Source organism: Parasphingomonas puruogangriensis (assembly GCF_036663635.1).
GTDB lineage: Bacteria > Pseudomonadota > Alphaproteobacteria > Sphingomonadales > Sphingomonadaceae > Sphingomonas.
Map to the genome: position 1 here is coordinate 1,071,617 of NZ_JAXOJI010000001.1, position 19,556 is coordinate 1,091,172.

Sequence of the window (19,556 nt, forward strand, 5' to 3'; positions counted from 1 at the left end):
AGGTTTCGTTAACGAACGCACCTTATGGGGTGTGCGTGGCTGCATCTTTGCCTTCTGTGATCGAGCGCATGCGAGAGATGCACGTAGCTCGTCCGGACGATTCGGTGGCTTGGACAGTCGCAACCAAGGCTTCTTGGCGAGGTCCGCATGCATAGTCCGAGTGCCAACGCGAAGCGGCTGGTCAAGGTGGTGTCGGCGGCGATCGCGGTGGCGATCCTGGCCTGGGCGGCCTTGTCCTTCACGCGCGGCACCAGCGGGATCGCAGCGGTGTGGCTGCCCAATGGTATCATCATCGCGCTCATCCTGCGTAAGCGGGAAGATGCGGTGCCGCTGACGTTCGCGACGCTCTTGGGGATTACGCTCGGCTGCCTGCTGGGGGGACGCTCGCCGACGGCGGCGCTGCTGCTGGGCCTGGCCAATGCCGCCGACGTACTGCTCGTCTGGACATTGCTGCGTCGGTTGCTGGGCGAGGCGTTCGATGTCTCCGATCTCGGCAAGCTGCTCGGGTTGTGGGGGATATGCGGATTGATAGCGCCGGTGCTGACCGGCGTGCCCGGCGCACTCATACTCTCCATCGAGACCGGTGTCGCCTATTCAGCGATGTTCAAGTCCTGGGTACTTACCCACGGCCTAGGGACAATGATCGGAGCGCCGACCGCACTGGTGGTGTTGAAGGCCTGTTCGGATGCGCACGTGCCCACGTTTCGCCGGTGCCTCGAATGGCTCGTTCCAATGATGGCAGCCGCCGTCGGAACGGCGCTGGTATTTGCCCAGTCGACTTACCCGATCCTCTTCCTCGTCAGCCCGCTCGTGCTGCTCGGTGCGTTCCGGCTCGGCAGCTTCGGCACGGTCGTCATCATCGCCGTTGTCAGCACGGTGGCGATTGCCTTCACGCTGCATGGAATCGGACCGATCACGCTCGCTAAAGGCGGCGTGACGGCGCATCTGCAACTGCTTCAACTGTTCATTTGGGTCAATTACGTCATCGGTTTTACCGTCGCAGCGGCCCTGGCCGGTCGCAATCGGTCCCGCGAGCAGGCGGAGGCGGCAGCACTGGCCAAGTCACGCTTCCTAGCCAATATGAGCCACGAAATCCGCACGCCGATGAATGCCGTGATTGGTTTTACCGAACTGCTGCTGGCCAGCGACCTGACGGAACAGCAGCGACGCCAGGCTAGCTTGGTGGCCGAATCCGGCAAGGCGATGATGTCCCTCCTGAACGACATCCTGGACTTGTCGAAGGTTGACGCCGGGCAGATGACGATCGCCCCGGAGACGATCAGTCTCCGTCACGTGCTGAACGGCCCCCTGAGCCTGATGAAGCCACTGGCGCTGGAAAAGGGGGTGGAACTCGTCCTTTCGATCGACCCCAACGTCCCCGATTACGTATCCGGGGATGGTCTGCGGATCCGCCAGGTTCTTCTCAACCTGCTCGGCAACGCGCTGAAGTTCACCAGCACAGGCAGCGTCGCCTTGCATGTTAGGACCGTGCCGGGCACGCCCGAAATGCTTGTGCTGGAAATAACTGACACCGGCATCGGCATTCCCGCCACACGGCTGTCAGCAATCTTCGAGGATTTCTCGCAGGCAAAAACTTCCACTGCGCGCCAATTCGGCGGCACGGGACTTGGCCTTGCCATCAGCAAGAAGCTGGTTGTCCTGATGGGCGGCGACATTGAGGTCACCAGCGAGGAAGGCCGGGGCAGCGTTTTTCGGGTCACGATCTCCGCACCGGCCGCGCAAAAACCCACCATCTCCAGCCAACCAGTGCAGCCAGCGTTGCAAGAGCCATCCGAAGCGGCGACTTCCCGCTACATCCTTCTGGTCGAGGACCACGACATCAACCAGGAGTTCATGATGGACCTCCTCGCGACGTTCAATGTGCGCGCCGACCTTGCCGAGAACGGGGTCGAGGCAATCGCGCGGGTACAAGCGGCGGCAGGGAATGGCACGCCTTACCAGATGGTGCTGATGGATATGCAGATGCCCGTCATGGGCGGGCTGGAGGCGACGGCGGCCATTCGAGCCGCCGGCTTCGGCGCCGCCGACCTCCCGATCGTCGCGCTGAGCGCCAACGCCTATCACGATGACGTCCGGTCCTGCATTGCCGCCGGCATGCAGGCACATCTCGCAAAGCCGGTGGGTGTCGATCAACTGAAGGCGGCCCTCGCCCGGTGGTGCCGGCCCGACACCGTTTCCCAGACGCCGCCAGCAACGCCGAAAAGCAGCGTGCCGTCCCGGCTGCACGATCGCTATGTCGAACGGCGCGATACGACCCTGGCTGCTGTCGCGGCGCTGGTGCGTCCCGGAGATGTGCCCGATGCCGAAATAGAGGATGTCATCGAACAGCTTCACAAGCTGGCCGGGACCGCCGGAATGTTTGGCGAAGGCGCGTTGGGCGAGCAGGCCTCCATCATGGAAGACAGTCTGCGCACATGGGGCCCCGACGAACGGAGCGAACGCGTGCGACTTATGCTCCTACAGCTCAAGAAGGCGGCCTAGCCAGTCCCGGTACTAGCGCCATGCCAACCGACGTAAACAAGCAGCAACGACACTCGAGCGGAGCTGCGGTTGTCGTGCTCAGCTAGCCGGCACCTATTTTCCGAGTGCGCGTTGAGGTTGCAGGAGGATCATATGAACGATCAGGTTTACGACGAGGCATCCCACGTAGATGCGCGGCAGAGCGATGTTCACGTGAATGGCCCTGACGGGATCGATGTGATTTTGACGGCAGAGGCCGCTGCTCTGACATCCGATCGCCTGCTTCATGCAGCGGTGAAAGCTCAAGGCCAGAAAATTCGAGCGCGTAGCGGTAACTAGCGGTTCTATTGCCGCCTTGGGACGGGCGATCCCAGCGGGTCAGGCGACGCTGCGCACCACGGCGGAAGTTAGCTCGCAAGCGGTTCCAAACCGGTGAGCCGTCAAAGTCGCAGCCTCAGGCCGCCCGAACAGGTAGCCCTGGGCGTGCTGGCACCCGAGTGCGCGAAGGATGTCCGCTACCTCGGGGGTTTCAACGCCTTCCGCGGTCACGGGCATGCAAAGCGCTTTACCCAAGCCCACCACCGCGCTGACAATTTTCCGGCTCTCCACCGTATCCATCGATCGGACGAACGAGCTGTCGATTTTAAGGTGATCGAAGTGCAGTTCGCGCAAGTGGGACAGGCTCGAATAGCCCTTACCGAAATCGTCGAGCGCGATCCGAATGCCAACATTCTGTAATGATGCGAATGCTATGGCGGTCTTCGCTATGTCTTCAATGATGGCGTTTTCAGTCACTTCTATGATCAACCGCCGCGGCGGAAATCGCATATCATGGAGGATTGCCAGCAATCGTGCCGAGAACCAAGCGTCCTTAAGCTGGCACGGGGAGATGTTGATAGAAAGTGAGATGTCCGAATGCCAGTCTCTGGCTGCGATGCAGCTTTGGCGCAACATGACGTGTGACAGTTCGTCGATAAGTCCCATTTCCTCCACGATCGGGATAAAATCGTCGGGAGTAACCATGCCCCGCGTGGGGTGATGCCAGCGCGCAAGGGCTTCGAACCCGACTATCCGGTTATTCGCGAGGGAGACCACGGGCTGAAAATAGGGCGTGATTTCGCCCTTGAGGACTCCCTCCCGCAAATCCGCCTCCATTGAGGCGCGCGCGCGCAAGCGATCGTCCATCTCGGCATGAAAGAAGCAATGGCTGCCTTTACCAGCTCGCTTGGCAGCGTACATTGCCATGTCGGCCACCCGCAAAAGATCGTCGCCTTGGACCGCGTCGATTGGTGCGCGCGCTATCCCAATTGACGCTCCCAATTCAAGGGTGCGACCACCGATCTCATACGGCGCGCTTAACGCTCGGATTGCCTGAGTTGCTATCCGCGCCGGTTCGGTTGTGCCGGGGTGATGTAAGACGGCCAGCACGAACTCGTCCCCGCCAACCCGTGCGGCCAATCCGCAGGCGCCTGCGGCACGCTGCAACCGAGACGCTACCTCCACAAGGACCGCATCGCCAATCTCGTGACCGTACATGTCGTTGATGGGTTTGAAATGATCGAGATCGATCATCAAAACCGAGCATTCACTCGCTGTGCCGTTCGCTTCCTTGAGCATTGCGGGCAGCTCCTCGTGCAATACCCGTCGATTGGCTAACCCTGTCAGTGGATCGTGCCGCGCCAGGGACATCGCGTGTGCCTCAGCCGTCTCCCGGCGGCCCATTTCTTCGGCTAAAGCGCGGCCGCTTCGCAGAGCGAGCATCAACGCGCCGATACCAGCAAAAAACACGACGAAGAAAATCTCGTCTAATTGCCAGTGTTCGTGTCGAGCCATGAACGCGACTAACTGTTCAAACGCGTTCATTCTGTCGAACATAAGGCCGAGGGCTACAGCCGCACCGAGGCAGGCCGCAAGTTCCCTTGGATTGATCAGATTACTTGGCCCGACATACTTCATCGTGTGGCCCTTCAGGACGCAGACGCTTACTATGCTATTTTAGTCCTAAGGTATCGTGAACGGCCAAATCCTACCCTGGCTTGCCTTGGGTTCGGCCAGCTCCGGGCGGGACCGTTCGTAGCGCTATCGGCAATCAAGCCAGTCGCGGTTGCGGTGAATAATATCCCGGCAGTCTCCTGATCTCCATAACAGCGCTCACTGCTGATCGGTCGAAGCAATCGGCGTTTTACAGGCATCCCGAGGTCCGGTCGTTTTGCCCGAAGGAGCCGATTCGGCCCGCAGGCAATCCCGATCGTGTCGGGTGGCCCGTCTCGATCTACCGCCGTCCGGAGTGCCGGTATCGGCCCCAATCCGGAGATGATTAATGTCGGGTGCCCCACACATCCCATGATGCTCCGACCTCCTGGGCGGCGGGCCTGCCGACCGGCTGCTAACGGCCAGTAGCCGCCATTGGTAAACCGCTCAAACTCCTCCAAAAGGAGCGGATGTCGCAACACTTGAGCCTGACCGCCCTGCTCGTCCACGATTATGATGAGGCGATTTCGTTCTATGTCGGCAAGCTCGGGTTCGAGCTACGCGACAATAGGCCGCTGACGGTCGAGAAGCGGTGGGTGGTCGTAGCCCCGCACGGAGCGGCGACCGGCCTACTGCTCGCCCGTGCTGCCGACGATACGCAGCGGCAAGCGGTTGGCGATCAGAGCGGCGGCCGAGTATTTCTGTTCCTGGAGACGGACGATTTCGAACGCGATCATCTCGCCTACACGAGGCTGGGCATCCACTTCATCGAGGCACCGCGACGGGAGCCTTATGGTATTGTGGCAGTGTTCGAAGATCTGTATGGCAATCGCTGGGATTTGATCCAGCTCGTACGCACCGACTGCTAGCGGCCAGAATCGGTCTTAGCAGCCCCCGAACTCAGCGGAAGCTGCTTCCCCCGGTTTCACTATTGTCGCCTCAAGACGGATCATAAAATCCCAGCAATGTGATGGTATCTTTGATGGCATCAATCGTAAAAATTGACCGTTTTATTAAATTATATCAAGTAGTTAGAAGCGGTCCACTAATCCCGTAGGGGTCACCAGGCTGCTGCCGGCAGCCATCGTCAGCAACATCCACCTGAATGACACTTGCGCCGGACTAGTTGATCTCAGGTTCCACAGTCGCTCGATCGCTTGTCCCATTTCAGGCAGCAGCCCGCCTTGCAAGCCTGTGCCGTTTGCATCCTGCAAAGGCCGCCCGCCCAGCCGATAGTAGCCGAGGGTGCGGCCAAAATGCCCCACTAGCGACCTTATCGGCGACCGCGCATATTTCGTCGCAGAAACAAGCCGTCTTATCCGACAAATAGTATTGCCGTCCCGTTACAATCGTCCTAGCAGCACGAAATGGCCAGTCGGAAAACCGACGAGCGTATATAAAGGGGACGGATACATGAAAGCCAAAGCGTTGCTTCGCACTTCGGTCGCAGTCTGTGCAATTGTCGGACTAACGCCGCTGGCCGCACAAACCGCGCCAGAAACCGATGTGCAGGAAGCGCCAAAGCCGGTCACCGCGTCGGATCAGGGCGCCAGCCCGACCGCGCCGCAGCCATCCGTGCAGGACAGTCCGGAAGAAGGCGACGACATCGTCGTCACCGGTTTCCGCCGCAGTCTGCAGTCCGCCCAAAACATTAAGCGCCTGTCCGACGGCATCGTCGATGCCATCGTCGCCGAGGATATCGGCAAGCTGCCTGACACGTTCGCTTCCTCGGCGTTGCAGCGTGTTGCCGGTGTTGCCGTCACGCGCGGCGGCGGCGAATCGGCCGGCGTCACGGTGCGCGGCCTGCCCGATCTGACCACGACCTATAACGGCCGGCAGATCTTCACGGCCGAGGGCCGTTACGTGCAGATCCAGGATTTCCCCGCCGGCACCGTCGCGGCGCTGGAAGTGTATAAATCGGGGCTCGCACCGCAGATCGAGGGCGGCATCGCCGGCGCGATCAACGTGCGCGGGCGCAAGCCGTTCGACTTTGCCGGCTTCGAGCTCTCCGGCTCGGCCAATGCCGTGCTGTCGCAGCAGTCCGAGAAAATCGTGCCCAACGGCAACCTGCTGATCAGCAACCGCTGGGATACCGGCATCGGTGAGATGGGCCTGCTGCTCAACGCCTCCTATGTCGGCATCAACTTCATGGATTCGACGCGCGAACAATCGGTGGTCATCGCCCGTACCAACCAGGTCAATGGCGACGGCACCATCGCCAACAATGCGCCGGGCCAACCGGCGGGGCTGCGCTTCCCCGACGCGCAGGGCATTTTCCTCGGTTATGGCGCGCGTTACCGCCCGTCAGCCAACGCTGCGTTTCAATGGAAGCCGACGCCCGAACTCGAAATCTATGCTGATGGCTTGTATCAAGGGTTCCGCTCGAAAGACTATAATCGGTACATGTTCATGCCGATCTTCGGTGGCATCACACTCACCAACGTGACGACGATCCCTGGCACCGATCAAATTTCGAGCGCTACCGTCAGCGGCGCGCCGCGGCCTGACGGTTATAGTAGCTCGTTCGACGGCAAGACCGACACTTATCAGGCTGGTGGCGGCGCGATCTGGAAGCATGATCGGCTCGAAATTTCGGCGGATGTGGCCTATACCGACAGCAAGTACACGGCAGATCGCGTAAACGTCGATTTCGCGATGAATAAAACACCGGTGCGCAATGTGCAGTTTGATGCATCCAAGGACGGCGGCGCGTCGCAGAGTTTTGTCGATTTCAACGTCGCTGATCCCGCCAACTATATCAGCCGCGGACTGTATCAGGAACTGCTGGTGGTGAGCGGCAAGGATTGGCAGGCGCGTACCGACCTTTCCTACGATCTCGACATGGGATTCCTGAAGCGGCTGCAGGTCGGCATTCGCTACGCCAACCGTGACGCCGCACGGGATTTCGGCAATTCCTATTTCAACAACGAAGGCGCTAACATCTTGCTGAGTTCGCTCCCCGGAGCGGACGTAAGGGCCACGCTGCCCGGCTTTACGTACAATAATGCGCTGCCCTATCAGACCTTTGCGGCGATCACCCGCGACAGCATCCGCGACAATCTGGTCGACTTGCGCGGCCGCTTCGGCGCACCCGCGGGCACCGTGGCGTTTACGCCAAGCGACAATTTCCGCGCCAACGAAAAATCTTACGCCGCCTATGCGCAGCTGAAATACGGTTTCGACATGGGCGATACCGTTATCGACGGTGTGGTCGGTCTGCGCGCCGTAAAAACCAAGACACGGATCGACGGCTTCTCGCGTATTGTCTTGGGCTTAAATCCTGACGGAAGCGAAATACTGGATTTCCCTGCCGTCTCGGCCGATAGCGAATATACCGATTATTTGCCTAACGTCAGCGCGCGGATTGCGCTGAGCGACAAGCTGCAACTGCGCCTTGCCTACACCCAAACGCGCACGAGGCCGAGCTTCTTCGACCTTCGTCCGAATACGTCGCTCGGTCAGCCGGTCAACCTTGCACCTGAGGATCCTTGCCTCCGTCCTGAAAACGCGGCCTCGGAAGCTTGTGTGGAGCGTTTGCGTCGCGGTGGTTCGGCGGGCAATCCGGACTTGAAGCCGCTGACATCCGACAATTACGATGCAAGCCTGGAATATTACTTTTCGCGGACCGGTTCGCTTACCGCGGCAATCTTCCGCCACGACGCGCAAGGGTTCGTGGCGAACAACCCGGATCGCTCCGTTGCCGGTCTCCGCATTGATCGGCCGTACAACCTAGGCAATGTCCGGTTGCAGGGCGCGGAGCTGACCTTCACTAGCTTCCTCGACATCGATGGGCTGCCGGACTGGGCTAAGGGATTCGGTCTGCAGGCAAACGGCACCTATAATAACGCCAAGGAAGACCTGAATCCGGGATCGCGCCCATTCCTCGGCGTGTCTAAATGGACCTATAACGTCGTTGCTTTGTACGAGCGGCCAAAGTTCTCGGCGCGGGTGGCGTACAATTACCGCTCCGATTTCGTCACGGCGTACACGTTCGAGACGTTCGATCCCATCAACCATCCGACCGTGGAAAAGGGCCGTGGCCAAGTCGATTTCTCTACCTCGATCACGCCAGTGCCAAACATCACCGTCGCATTCGACATTATCAATCTCCTCGGGAACCCGTTGCAGCGCTCGCGCCAGTACGACACCGGTGACAGCTTTGCGCGGCAGACGATCTATCTCGAGCGTGCCTATTCGCTCGGTGTGCGGTTCCGCTTCTGATTGGGAGGACAGGCATGAAGCTTCTCGTTGTGTTGGGTGCGGCGGCTCTGGCCGCACCCGTGATCGCGGCCGCCGGGCAAGAGGCGGCGCCATCTGCGCAATCCGCCGAGGCCCTGTTTGCCCAGCGCCTGATCAATGATCCGCGGGCGGAAGCGCTGCGCCCCTACGGCCAGCCCATTGCGCCCGTGGCCCGCTCGGACAAGACGGTCCAGTTCGGCAAGGCGCTGCGCATCCAGATCAGCAGCCCGACGCTAGAGTTCGGGCGGATCGGCGCGATCACACCGACGCTCAAGCCGGTCAAGGAAGGCGATCGCCTGGTCGTCGCTTTCTGGGCCCGCGCGCAAAAGACGCAGGACAATGCACCGGGCAAGCTTTGCCGCGTACAGCTCGAGGCAACGCCGGTGGTGCGCGCTCTGTTCGACCAGCCGTTCGACGTCACGCCCGAATGGAAAATGTACAAGCTGAGCGGCAAGGCCGATCGCGCCTATCCCGCCGGCGGGCTCAACGCTGCCTTCCATCTCGCCTGCGCCAAGCAGGTGATCGATATCGGCCCCGTCTTCATCCTGGATTATGGTCAATGAAACGCTTCCTGCTCGCTGCCGGCCTCGCTCTGGCGGCCAGCACCGCGGCCCTGGCCGACAATCCGCAATTTCAGGGCGCCGATCCGCACGCCGCCTATATCGATGGTGAATTGTGGGTCTTCCCGACCGGCGGCCCCGGCGGCAGCTGGGCGGCGGATCGCTTCGGCGCCTTCTCGTCCAAGGATCGCAAGCATTGGCGCAGCCGTGGCGAGCTGATCCGGCGCGACAGCATCAAATGGATCGCCGATGACGGCGCCAAGGAGCATTTCCTGTGGGCCCCCGGCGTCGCCACCAAAGACGGCAAATGGTATCTCTATTACTCCGTCGGCCCGCAGAATCCGACGCCAAGCCGGATCGGCGTGGCGGTGGCGTCGCGTCCCGAGGGACCGTATGTCGATAGCGGCAAGCCGCTGCTGACCGGCGAATTGGTCAAGGACGGGCGCGGCTTCGAAGCGATCGACCCGATGACCTATGTCGATGCCAAATCGGGCAAGGCGTATATGTATGCCGGCGGCAGCGCGGGCGCCAAGTTGCGCGTGTTCCAACTGACGCCGGACATGGTCACGATCGATCGCGAGATTGCCGTTGCGACGCCGCCCGAATTTACCGAAGGCGCGTTCATGCACGAGCGGGGCGGCATCTATTATCTGTCCTACAGCCACGGCCGCTTCAACGGACCGGATTATTCGGTGCGTTACGCCACTTCCACCTCGCCGGTCGGGCCGTGGCAATATCGTGGCGCGATCCTGACCAGCGACAAGAAGCATAAGGGCCCCGGGCATCACAGCTTCGTGCAGGATCCCAAGACCGGCGAGTGGCTGATCGTCTATCACCGTTGGGAAAATCCCAAGGGCGGCGCACCGTTCACCGGCGAACGGCAAGTGGCGGTCGACCGCCTGTCTTATGCCGCCGACGGGACGATCCTGCCGATCCGGATGACGGATTGAGCGCCAGGCGCTAGAGCGGCAGCAAAATTACACTGAGAGGGTATTCCATGAATCGCACGTTACTCGCCGCGACCGCTTTTGCCGCCATCGCAAGCGGCATCGCCGCCAGCCCGGCCGACGCCGCCAGCGCCCAGCGGTCGAGCTTCGGCACGATGCCCGATGGTCGCGACGTACCGGCGGTAACGCTGACCAACCGCCGCGGCGTTTCCGCCACGGTGATCGCGCTCGGCGCCTCGCTGCAGGCGCTGCTGATGCCCGACAAGCGCGGCAAGGTGGAGGATGTTCAGATCGGCTACGATACGCTCGAAGGCTATCTGGCCAAGCCGGAATTCTTCGGCGCGACGGTCGGTCGCGTCGCCAATCGCATCGCCAAGGGCCGCTTCACGCTCGACGGCAAGACCTACCGCACACCGACCAATGACGGCCCTAATTCGCTGCACGGCGGCACCAAAGGCTTCGACAAGGTGCTGTGGGAGGTCACCGACGTGAAGAGCGGGCCGGCCGCTTCCGTCACGTTGCGCTATGTCAGCCCCGATGGCGATATGGGCTATCCCGGCACGGTAACGACCTTCGCGACCTATTCGCTCGACGATAAGAACCAGCTGACGATCGAATATCGCGCGACCACCGACAAGCCGACCGTCGTCAACATCTCCAACCATGCTTATTGGAACCTGGCCGGTGTCGGCAGCCCGCGCGGCGCGATGGGGCATGTCGTAACGATCCCGGCCGCGCTGTACACGCCGACCGATGCGACCGCGATCCCCACCGGCGTGAACCTGCCGGTGGCCGGCACGGTATTCGATTTCCGCAAGCCGCGCGCGATCGGTGACCGCGTGCGCGACGCGCGCGATCCGCAAATCGCTTATGGTCGTGGCTATGATCATAATTGGGTGATCGGCAGCGCGGTGACTCCGACCACGCATCTGATGGCGCGCGTCGTCGAACCCGTGTCGGGGCGTGGCTATGAGCTGTGGTCGAACCAGCCTGGCCTGCAATTCTATTCGGGCAACTTCTTCAACGGCACGATTACCGGCAAGAAGGGCCAGATTTATCGCATGGGCGACGCCATCGTGATGGAGCCGCAGCTGTTCCCGGATGCGCCGAACCAGCCCAACTTCCCGTCGGTGCGGCTGAATCCCGGCCAGACCTACAATAATACGATCGTCTACAAGCTGACCGTGCAGCGCTGATCGACCGAACCGGGAGACCCAAGATGAAACTATTCCTCACCGCGTTGCTCGCCACCGCGGCCGTCGTCGCCAGCCCCGCCGAAGCGCGCGGCCGCTGGAGCGAAGCGCAGGCCAATGGCTGGTATGCCAAGCAGCCCTGGCTGGTCGGCGCCAATTACACGCCGGCCAATGCCATCAACCAGCTCGAAATGTGGCAGGAAGCGACCTGGGATCCCAAGCGCATCGATTACGAGCTGAACTTGGCTCAAGGCATCGGCATGAACACGATGCGCGTGTTTCTGCATGATCAATTGTGGCAGCAGGATCCGGAAGGCTTCAAGCGCCGCATCGCCGAATTCCTGACCATCGCGCAGCGTCACAACATCAAGCCGCTGTTCGTGCTGTTCGACAGTTGCTGGGATCCTGACCCCAAGCTTGGGCCGCAGCACCCCCCGATCCCGGGCGTGCACAATTCGGGCTGGGTGCAGGGCCCCGGCCTGCCCGGTTTGCGCGATCGCAGCCGTTATCCGGGCTATAAGGCCTATGTGCAGGGTGTGATCGGTGCGTTCGCCAACGACGATCGTATTCTGGGTTGGGACGTGTGGAACGAGCCGGATAACGGCGCCGACCAGTATAAGGGACAAGAGGGCAAGGAGCCGTTGGTCCGCGCGATGTTGGCGCAGGTGTTCAACTGGGCGCGCGATGCCGAACCCAGCCAACCGATCACCTCCGGCGTGTGGCTGGGCGACGATTGGACGCCCGGCGGCAAGGGCTCGGCGATGGAAAAGCTGCAGCTCGCGCAGTCGGACGTCATCACCTTCCACGATTACAACTGGCCCGAGACGTTCGAAGGCCGGATCAAGCAGTTGCTGCCATACGGCCGGCCGATCCTGTGCACCGAATATATGGCGCGCGGTAACGGCTCGACTTTCGACGGCTCGCTGCCGATCGCCAAGCGCTACAATGTCGCGATGATGAACTGGGGCTTCGTCGACGGCCGCACGCAGACGCGGCTACCCTGGGACAGCTGGCAGAAGCCGTACACGATGACCGAGCCGACGATCTGGTTCCACGAGGTATTCCGCAATGACGGGACGCCCTATCGCAAGGCGGAGACCGATCTGATCCGCCGCCTCGCCACCGCGCCCAAAGGTGTCGTGCCGCCGGCCGCGCCAATCGCACCGACGCCACGCAAGCGGCGCTGATCGGTGCGCCGGACCGTTTTGGGCCTGATACTGGCGTCGTTGGCGGGAACGTCAGCGGCGCAGGCCCCGGGCGGTCCGGTGACGCCTTATGTAGATCCGGCCAAGGCGTACCTCTTCGCACACATGACCAAGGAGCATTATGGCGAGCTCTATTATTCGGTCAGTCTCGACGGGTTGCACTGGACCCGGCTGAACCACGGCAAGCCGGTCTCCGCCGATTATCACGGCCATGCCTCGATCGCCCGTGGCGGGGACGGACGTTATTACCTGGTCGGCAACAAGGGGGACGATGACCCGCTGATCCGCTTCTGGGTGTCGGACGATCTGCTGCGCTGGACAGCATTCGGCACCTATCGGCCCGAGCTGAAGAATATCCCCGGGCACCCGCACACCTTACCGCGGATCGGCGCCCCCAAGGTTTTTTACGATGTGCCATCGCGTCAATTTCTGCTGACCTGGCACACGCCTAATCTGGACGGCGACGCGCAGGATCCCGAACGCTATTGGGGCAGCCAGCGCACGCTCTACGTCCAGTCGCATGACCTCAAGAACTTCGCCCAGCCGCCACGCCGGCTGTTCGCCTGGGACATGGCCACGATCGACACGATCGTGCAGCCCAATGAACGCGGCGGTTACTGTGTGGTGATCAAGGACGAGCGCTACCCGTCCTACGACTGGCCGACCGGCAAGACGATCCGCGTCAGCTGCGCTGGCAAGCTGCTCGGCCCCTATCCCCTGCCCGGCCCGCCGCTCAGCCCCAACTTTCGCGAAGCGCCGACGATCATTCGCGCGCCCAACGCCAAGGATTGGCTGCTTTATTACGAGCAATATGCCGGCACGAGCTATGGCCTGTCGACCGCGCGGACGTTGCAAGGCCCGTGGTATCAGGTGTCCGGCAATAGCGGCGTGCCAGAATGGAACCGCTACGAAATGCCCGCCGGTACGCGCCACGGATCGATGATCGGCATTTCGCGTCAGCAATATGATGCGATCGTTGCCGCCTTTCCGGAGCAATAGAATGATCGTCATACGCTTCGCTTGCGCCGCGCTCGGCGCGTGCGCGATCGCCGCTAGTGTCGGTGCCGCACCGGCCGAGCCGCGCACGTTCACCAACCCGTTGCTGCCGTCCGGCCCAGATCCGTGGATCGTGCGGGAGGGCGCGACCTATTATTACATGCACACACTCGGCAACCGGCTGGCGATCCGAAAGACCAGCGATCTGACGCGTCTCGCCGATGCCGCCGAGATCACCGTCTGGACTCCGCCCAGGACCGGCCCGAACGCGCAATCGATCTGGGCGCCGGAACTTCACCGGATCGAGGGCAAATGGTATATCTATTACACCGCCGCCGAGAGCGGGCATGACGATGATGCGCATCGCGGCATTTTCGTCCTGGAAAATGGCAGCGCCGATCCGACCCGCGGAACGTGGACCGATCGCGGTCGGCTGAAGACGGCGCATACCGGCATCGACGGCACGACGTTCGTCCAGGCGGGCAAGCGCTACTTCGTGTATTCGCCCTATGTCGGGCCGGACAGTGTGCTGGCGATTGCCGAAATGGCCGATCCCTGGACGCTGTCAGGAGCAGAAACGATCATCGCACGGCCCGATTTCGCCTGGGAACGCCAGGGTGGCCGGCAGATCCTGGAAGGTCCCGAATTTCTGCGCGGTCCCAAGGGTGATCTGTTCCTGACCTATTCCGCCAGCGCCTGTTGGTCCGACGACTATGCCATCGGGCAATTGCACGCGCCTGCCGGCAGCGATCCGCTCGACGCGCGCGCCTGGACCAAATCGCCCCGCCCGGTGGTCGCCAAGGCGGCCGACCAGGGCGTTTACGCCCCCGGGCACAACGGCTTTTTCACGTCTCGTAACGGCCGCGAGACCTGGATCGTCTATCATGCCAATCCCGGCCCTGGCATGAAATGTACAGCGCAGCGTTCCCCGCATATCCAACGGGTGACCTGGACCAGAGACGGCCAGCCGATATTCGCTCGCCCGATCGGCACTGCGACGCGATTGCCTGCGCCACAGCGCTGAGCTTGCCGGACTGACGGCATGCGCGTGATTTTACTGGATAGTCTACGGCGTAAGGATTATTGGACACTAGGTGCCGACAAGATAACGGTATCGGTAAACCATTAAGCGAGAGGATTTCCGACATGGAATGGCGATCGAAAACTCGGTTCGGCCAGCAGGCATTATGCGTTGCGGCTATCGCGGTGGCGCTGGCCGCTTGCTCGAAGAAGGCGCCGGAGGAGCAAACCACCAGCGAAACCACTACCGAAACCGAGGTCGCCGCCGCCACCACTCCCGCCCCTGCCCCCGCTGCTGCCGCGCCGGCTGCCGACAATACCGATACGCTGACCGGGGTGAAGCTGGCCGCCTATACGGGGGACGCCGCTAAGGGCAAGGTGGCGTTCATTACGTGCCAGACGTGCCATTCGGTTGAGGCCGGCGTGAACAAGATCGGGCCGTCGCTGCACGCCGTCGTCGGGCGCAAGGCCGGGATTATCCCCGGGTTTAGCTATTCGCCGGCCAACAAGAATAGCGGGATCACCTGGACGCCCGAAAAATTGTTCCAATATCTTGAAGGTCCGCAGCGCATCGTCCCGGGCACCAAGATGATCTTCCCCGGCTTCCCGGATCCGCAGAAACGCGCCGACGTGATCGCCTATCTGCAGGCCAATTCTTCCTGATCGAGCCGGCCCGGCGGCAGCGGTCGCCGGGTCATCGCCTGATCCTGAGATCGGCGAGATGGATAGGGAACGACAGCAATAGCGGTAGCGCGATCCAGCGCCAGTCGAGCCCGATGAGTGCCGCGCGTAGCGCGAGCAGGATCAGCGCGCCAGGGGCGAGCCGGAGCAACGCCTCACTCACCCGCCACCCCCTACTGACCAGCCAGGCAAATTCGCCGGCGATCACCAGCAGCACGATATCGACGGCATGGCCGCTGGCGAACAGCCAGTTCAGCCGAACGGCCCATTGAGTTGGACGATTGTCCAGTTGAGATAACCGGCAAACGCAACCCAGAGCAGATACGGCAACAGCAGCGCCGCCGACACGCGCGAACCGCGCCCCGCCACTGCCGCCAGCACTGCAACCGACAGCCACAGCGCGACGACCTCGATCGCCGCCCAGTCCGGACGGTGCAGACGGAAAAACAACAGGCTCCACAGGATATTGAGGAAGCCATTCAGCGCGAACAGCCCAAGCAGCCATTCGCGCGCGCGCCATGACTGCAAGCCCAGCCAGCCGGTCACGCCGGCCAGCGCGGTGAAGGCGTAGATCGCGGTCCAGGCCACGCCATAAGCGGCGTCAGGCGGCGCCCAACTTGGCTTAACCAAGGCCTGGTACCAGGCGCCGGTGTCGGTGATCGTCGCGCCGAGCAAGGCGACGCTGCCCGCCAGCATCGCGGCAATGAACACGGGGAAGATCCATACTCTGCCCATCACGCAGCGCTCTGTATCAAGTGGCGTAGGTCTTTGAAGAAGATGCGCGCATAAGCCAGCGGCCGGGCGTAGATCAGCTGCTTGTTCATATAAGCGTGCCAGGTGAGATGCTGCACATCGGGGTCCGCGCACATCGCCACGAAACGCTCGCGGCGCCGATCATTGCGATACCAAAAATATTGCATGATCCCAAGGATTTCGAACACCAGCCTATGGTTGCGCATGAAGCGTTTGCGCGCCTGAGCCAGCGCCTTGGGATTGCCCGTCGTAAGGAATACCGCCACCGCCTCGGCGGTATGGCGGGCCGAAACCATCGCATAATAGATCCCTTCACCCGAGGCCGGCGCGACCACCCCGGCGGCGTCGCCGGTGACGAGAATGTCGCGGCCATTGTCCCACCTGGCGAGCGGACGAAGCGGGATCGGCGCACCTTCGCGGCGCAGCGTCTCGCAGCGATCAAGCCCGGTACGGGCACGCAGCCGGGCAGTCGCGTGGCGCAATTGGAACCCCTTCTCGGCGCTGCCCACGCCGACGCTGGCGGTGTCGCCGTGGGGAAAAATCCAGGCGTAGAAATCGGGCGACAAAGCGGCTTGGTAGAACACGTCGCAGCGGCCGGGATCGAACCCGCTATGCGCCGCGGGCGCACGGATCACTTCGTGGTAAGCGAACACGCAAGGGGTGGGGCCGCTATCCGGCAAGGCGCTGCGCGCGATGCGCGAGCGGGCGCCGTCGGCACCGATCACGCTGCGCGCGCGGACACGGTGTTCGACGCCGCCGTCCGGATCGGTATAGCAGACTAGCGCGCAGCCATCGGCGTCGCGCTCGATCCGGTCGACGGTGCCGGTGCGGCGCTCGGCGCCGGCCGCTGCCGCACGGTCACGCAGCCATTCGTCGAACGTCTCGCGGTCGACCATGCCGACATAACCGCCCGCGCCGCTGGGATCGACCGGCATGTCCACCGCGCGATCCGATGGCGCGATCATCCGCGCCGCGATCGCCCGCCCGACGATCAGATGATCGGGAATGGCGAAATCGCGGATCAGCCGCGGTGGGATCGCGCCACCGCACGGTTTGATCCGCCCGCCGCGATCGAGCAGCAGCACCGCACGCCCGGCGCGCGCCAGCTCGGTTGCCGCCGTAGCACCGGCCGGGCCGCCGCCGACCACCACGCAGTCGAACGTCATGCCGCCGCCTCGCGAGCGGAAACCGCCTGATATCCAGGCGGTGGCGCGCGCAGCGCCAAGGCCGCGGCAAGCAGGAACAGCAGCGCCTCGATCCCGAACACGGCAGTGAAGGTCAGACTGGTCGAGCCGATCAGCGCACGTCCGACGTCGACCCCAATGGCGCCGATCAACCCGCCCAGACCGAAGGCGATCGCCTGCGCCGCGCCCCATACGCCCATGCGGATACCTTCGCGACCACCCTTGCCTGCTCCTGCCAGACCCATCATCGTGCCAATCGCTGCTACCGCGAACACGCCGTTGGCAAAGCCGAGCAACACGATATTGAAGGCCAGCGGCCAATCCGGCCCGGCGCGTGCGGCGAGCGCCAGCCCCACCAGCGCGCCGGCCGAGCCGATACAGCCGGCAACGATCCAGTGCCGTAAGCGGCCAGCCTGGCCGCCGCCGAATGCGCTACCGCCGATGCCGGCCAGGATCATGCCGGCGAGCACGCCGCCATGCTGCAGCCCGGAGAGTTGGGTCGACTGGCCAGGAGTATAGGCGAACAGCAGCCCGGCAAACGGTTCGAGGATCAGATCCTGCATCGAATAGGCCAGCATCGACAGGAACACGAACAGGGTGAAGCGGCGCGCCTCGGGATCGGCGCGCATCTCGCGCACGGCCGCACCAAACGATAGGGGATGACTATCGCGCACCGGCACCGCGACCGGCCGCCGCCCTTCGACACCCCATAGCGCCAGCATCGCAACAACGAACGCGGCGCCGGCGACACCGCCGGCAACGATTGCCAGCCGCTGCAGCGAAAAGGGCTCGATCAGCGCGCCGGCCACGCCTGCCGTGACGGCGATGCCGGCCACCATCATGATCCAGGTGATCGCCGCCGCCGCCGCACGGCGTTGCGGCGCGACGCGGGTGGCGAGCAAAGCGAGCAGCGAGGTGCCTGCTGCGCCGACGCCTGCACCGATCATCGCGAAAGCGAGGATGGCAAGCAGCACCCCGGCGACCGAGCGCGCGGCGAGAAAGGCCAGCGCATCGACCGCCAGCAACGCCCCGAGCGCCAGCGTGCCCATGCCGAGTACGATCCACGGCGTCCGCCGCCGCCCGCGATCCGAGCCGTGGCCCCAGGCCGGCCGCGTCAATTGCACGGCATAATGCCACGCCACCAGCCCCGCCGGCAGCGCCGCGGGCAGCGCATATTCCACCACCATCACGCGATTGAGCAAGGACGTCGCGAGCATCACGATTGCGCCGATCGCGCTCTGCACCAGCCCGAGCCGGACGATGCCGAGCCAGCCGAGCGGCGCGGCGCTCACAAACCGCCCACGCCGCCGAGCCCAAACGCCGAGGCCAGCATGCCGAGCACGTACAGGCTGGTGCCGGTGGCGTTGTACCACGGCGTATGGCGCAGCGGATCGCTGAGCAGCCGGCGCATCAGCACGATTTGCCCGAGCAGCAGCGCGGCGATGATGCCCGCGACGAGCAGGTGGCCCCATGACACGAGCAAAGCGATTACCGCGACTTGCGGCGCTGCCATTACCACACAGGCTACCTGCGCCGCGGGGCCCACGCCCAGCGTTACCGGCAGCGAGCGCAGCCCCATGGCGCGATCGCCCTCGACCGCCTTGAAATCGTTGAGCGTCATGATGCCGTGCGCGCCGACACTGTAGAGCGCAAGGATCAGCAGGATATCCGTGCCCGGCAGCGCGCCGGCCATCAGCGTGGCGCCCGTAAACCAGGTCAGGCCTTCATAGGTCAGTGCGACCACCGCCGGGCCCCAAATGCCGCTGACCTTGAAGCGGAACGGTGGGGCGCTGTAGCCCCAGGCACAGAGCAGGCCGAGACAGGTGGCAGCGAGCACCAGCGGCCCGGTCGCCCAGGCGACGAGCAGCGACAGCGCGGTGCCGGCGATCGCGATCCATAGGCCCCAATGGCCGGCGATCCGCCCCGAGGGGATCGGCCGGTTGGGTTCGTTGATCGCATCGACATGGCGATCGAACCAATCGTTGACCGCTTGGCTGGTGCCGCACACCAGCGGCCCGGTGAGCAGCACGCCGGCGACGAGGAACGGCCAACGCTCCGCGATCGGCACGCCCGAGGAGACGACGCCGCACATGAACGCCCAGATCGGCGGAAACCAGGTGACCGGCTTGAGCAGTTCCAGGACATCGCGCGCCGCGGGCAGCGGGGTGGCGATACCGGGGAAAGTCAACCGATCCATGAGCGGAGGCTAGGATAGGACAGTAGCAAGCGTCAAATGGAATTGACGATCGTTGACGCGTTGCTGACATGGATTGTGAAAGCGCGCGGCCACCTGTGCTAGGAACGCTGCTAGGGACGTCAATCGAAG

17 protein-coding genes are annotated in these 19,556 nt (G+C 63.0%); 11 read left to right on the forward strand and 6 right to left on the reverse strand.

What is annotated here, in order from left to right; all coding sequences use genetic code 11:
• Positions 1-147: 147 nt before the first annotated feature.
• Positions 148-2,502 carry an ATP-binding protein gene (locus U1739_RS05305; protein WP_332704674.1) on the forward strand — a complete coding sequence of 785 codons (2,355 nt, stop codon included), beginning with the start codon at positions 148-150 and terminating at the stop codon, positions 2,500-2,502.
• A gap of 132 nt (positions 2,503-2,634) precedes the next feature.
• Entirely contained in the window at positions 2,635-2,820 is a 186-nt protein-coding gene (locus U1739_RS05310) for a hypothetical protein (protein WP_332704676.1), read from the forward strand.
• 39 nt (positions 2,821-2,859) lie between these two features.
• Here the strand turns inward: U1739_RS05310 and U1739_RS05315 are convergent, their stop codons facing one another.
• Positions 2,860-4,437 (reverse strand): putative bifunctional diguanylate cyclase/phosphodiesterase, encoded by a 1,578-nt coding sequence (locus tag U1739_RS05315; RefSeq protein WP_332704678.1) that lies wholly within the window; start codon positions 4,435-4,437, stop codon positions 2,860-2,862.
• A 497-nt stretch (positions 4,438-4,934) separates the two neighbouring features.
• Here U1739_RS05315 and U1739_RS05320 point away from each other — a divergent pair, with 497 nt between their 5' ends.
• From U1739_RS05320 to U1739_RS05360, 9 genes are all read left to right on the forward strand, one after another.
• Positions 4,935-5,321: a VOC family protein gene (locus U1739_RS05320; protein ID WP_332704680.1), complete on the forward strand. Its 387-nt coding sequence runs from the start codon at positions 4,935-4,937 to the stop codon at positions 5,319-5,321.
• 544 nt (positions 5,322-5,865) lie between these two features.
• A complete protein-coding gene (locus tag U1739_RS05325) occupies positions 5,866-8,673 on the forward strand; it encodes a TonB-dependent receptor (protein WP_332704682.1) in 2,808 nt (935 codons plus the stop codon).
• 14 nt (positions 8,674-8,687) lie between these two features.
• Positions 8,688-9,254 (forward strand): hypothetical protein, encoded by a 567-nt coding sequence (locus U1739_RS05330; protein WP_332704684.1) that lies wholly within the window; start codon positions 8,688-8,690, stop codon positions 9,252-9,254.
• The gene (locus tag U1739_RS05335) at positions 9,251-10,201 is read left to right on the forward strand and encodes a family 43 glycosylhydrolase (RefSeq protein WP_332704686.1); all 951 of its coding nucleotides are present in this window, start codon (positions 9,251-9,253) and stop codon (positions 10,199-10,201) included. The genes U1739_RS05330 and U1739_RS05335 overlap by 4 nt, the downstream gene beginning before the upstream one ends.
• A gap of 47 nt (positions 10,202-10,248) precedes the next feature.
• Positions 10,249-11,394, forward strand: a complete 1,146-nt coding sequence (locus tag U1739_RS05340; RefSeq protein WP_332704688.1) for an aldose epimerase family protein — start codon at positions 10,249-10,251, stop codon at positions 11,392-11,394.
• A gap of 23 nt (positions 11,395-11,417) precedes the next feature.
• Positions 11,418-12,578 carry a glycoside hydrolase 5 family protein gene (locus U1739_RS05345; protein WP_332704690.1) on the forward strand — a complete coding sequence of 387 codons (1,161 nt, stop codon included), beginning with the start codon at positions 11,418-11,420 and terminating at the stop codon, positions 12,576-12,578.
• Positions 12,579-12,656: 78 nt separating this feature from the next.
• Entirely contained in the window at positions 12,657-13,595 is a 939-nt protein-coding gene (locus tag U1739_RS05350) for a glycoside hydrolase family protein (RefSeq protein WP_332704693.1), read from the forward strand.
• A 1-nt stretch (position 13,596) separates the two neighbouring features.
• Complete coding sequence (locus U1739_RS05355; protein ID WP_332704695.1) at positions 13,597-14,616, forward strand: glycoside hydrolase family 43 protein; 1,020 nt, start codon at positions 13,597-13,599, stop codon at positions 14,614-14,616.
• A 122-nt stretch (positions 14,617-14,738) separates the two neighbouring features.
• Complete coding sequence (locus U1739_RS05360) at positions 14,739-15,275, forward strand: c-type cytochrome (RefSeq protein WP_332704697.1); 537 nt, start codon at positions 14,739-14,741, stop codon at positions 15,273-15,275.
• 31 nt (positions 15,276-15,306) lie between these two features.
• Here U1739_RS05360 and U1739_RS05365 read toward each other — a convergent pair whose 3' ends face one another.
• The 5 genes from U1739_RS05365 to chlG are packed head-to-tail and all read right to left on the reverse strand — an operon-like array spanning position 15,307 to position 19,427.
• Positions 15,307-15,510, reverse strand: a complete 204-nt coding sequence (locus tag U1739_RS05365; RefSeq protein WP_332704699.1) for a hypothetical protein — start codon at positions 15,508-15,510, stop codon at positions 15,307-15,309.
• A gap of 35 nt (positions 15,511-15,545) precedes the next feature.
• The gene (locus tag U1739_RS05370) at positions 15,546-16,028 is read right to left on the reverse strand and encodes a TspO/MBR family protein (RefSeq protein WP_332704701.1); all 483 of its coding nucleotides are present in this window, start codon (positions 16,026-16,028) and stop codon (positions 15,546-15,548) included.
• Positions 16,028-17,212, reverse strand: coding sequence for a geranylgeranyl diphosphate reductase (locus U1739_RS05375; RefSeq protein WP_332704703.1), 1,185 nt, complete (start codon positions 17,210-17,212; stop codon positions 16,028-16,030). The genes U1739_RS05370 and U1739_RS05375 overlap by 1 nt, the downstream gene beginning before the upstream one ends.
• Positions 17,209-18,522 (reverse strand): BCD family MFS transporter, encoded by a 1,314-nt coding sequence (locus U1739_RS05380; protein ID WP_332704705.1) that lies wholly within the window; start codon positions 18,520-18,522, stop codon positions 17,209-17,211. The genes U1739_RS05375 and U1739_RS05380 overlap by 4 nt, the downstream gene beginning before the upstream one ends.
• The gene (chlG, locus tag U1739_RS05385; RefSeq protein ID WP_332704707.1) at positions 18,519-19,427 is read right to left on the reverse strand and encodes a chlorophyll synthase ChlG; all 909 of its coding nucleotides are present in this window, start codon (positions 19,425-19,427) and stop codon (positions 18,519-18,521) included. The genes U1739_RS05380 and chlG overlap by 4 nt, the downstream gene beginning before the upstream one ends.
• Positions 19,428-19,556: the final 129 nt, after the last annotated feature.

Bases quoted from the DNA above. Each gene is read 5' to 3' on its own strand.
- chlG (WP_332704707.1), bottom strand. From the start codon at position 19,427: ATGGATCGGTTGACTTTCCCCGGTATCGCCACCCCGCTGCCCGCGGCG.
- U1739_RS05370 (WP_332704701.1), bottom strand. From the start codon at position 16,028: ATGGGCAGAGTATGGATCTTCCCCGTGTTCATTGCCGCGATGCTGGCG.
- U1739_RS05340 (WP_332704688.1), top strand. From the start codon at position 10,249: ATGAATCGCACGTTACTCGCCGCGACCGCTTTTGCCGCCATCGCAAGC.
- U1739_RS05325 (WP_332704682.1), top strand. From the start codon at position 5,866: ATGAAAGCCAAAGCGTTGCTTCGCACTTCGGTCGCAGTCTGTGCAATT.
- U1739_RS05355 (WP_332704695.1), top strand. From the start codon at position 13,597: ATGATCGTCATACGCTTCGCTTGCGCCGCGCTCGGCGCGTGCGCGATC.
- U1739_RS05345 (WP_332704690.1), top strand. From the start codon at position 11,418: ATGAAACTATTCCTCACCGCGTTGCTCGCCACCGCGGCCGTCGTCGCC.
- U1739_RS05335 (WP_332704686.1), top strand. From the start codon at position 9,251: ATGAAACGCTTCCTGCTCGCTGCCGGCCTCGCTCTGGCGGCCAGCACC.
- U1739_RS05375 (WP_332704703.1), bottom strand. From the start codon at position 17,212: ATGACGTTCGACTGCGTGGTGGTCGGCGGCGGCCCGGCCGGTGCTACG.
- U1739_RS05330 (WP_332704684.1), top strand. From the start codon at position 8,688: ATGAAGCTTCTCGTTGTGTTGGGTGCGGCGGCTCTGGCCGCACCCGTG.
- U1739_RS05310 (WP_332704676.1), top strand. From the start codon at position 2,635: ATGAACGATCAGGTTTACGACGAGGCATCCCACGTAGATGCGCGGCAG.
- U1739_RS05305 (WP_332704674.1), top strand. From the start codon at position 148: ATGCATAGTCCGAGTGCCAACGCGAAGCGGCTGGTCAAGGTGGTGTCG.
- U1739_RS05360 (WP_332704697.1), top strand. From the start codon at position 14,739: ATGGAATGGCGATCGAAAACTCGGTTCGGCCAGCAGGCATTATGCGTT.
- U1739_RS05315 (WP_332704678.1), bottom strand. From the start codon at position 4,437: ATGAAGTATGTCGGGCCAAGTAATCTGATCAATCCAAGGGAACTTGCG.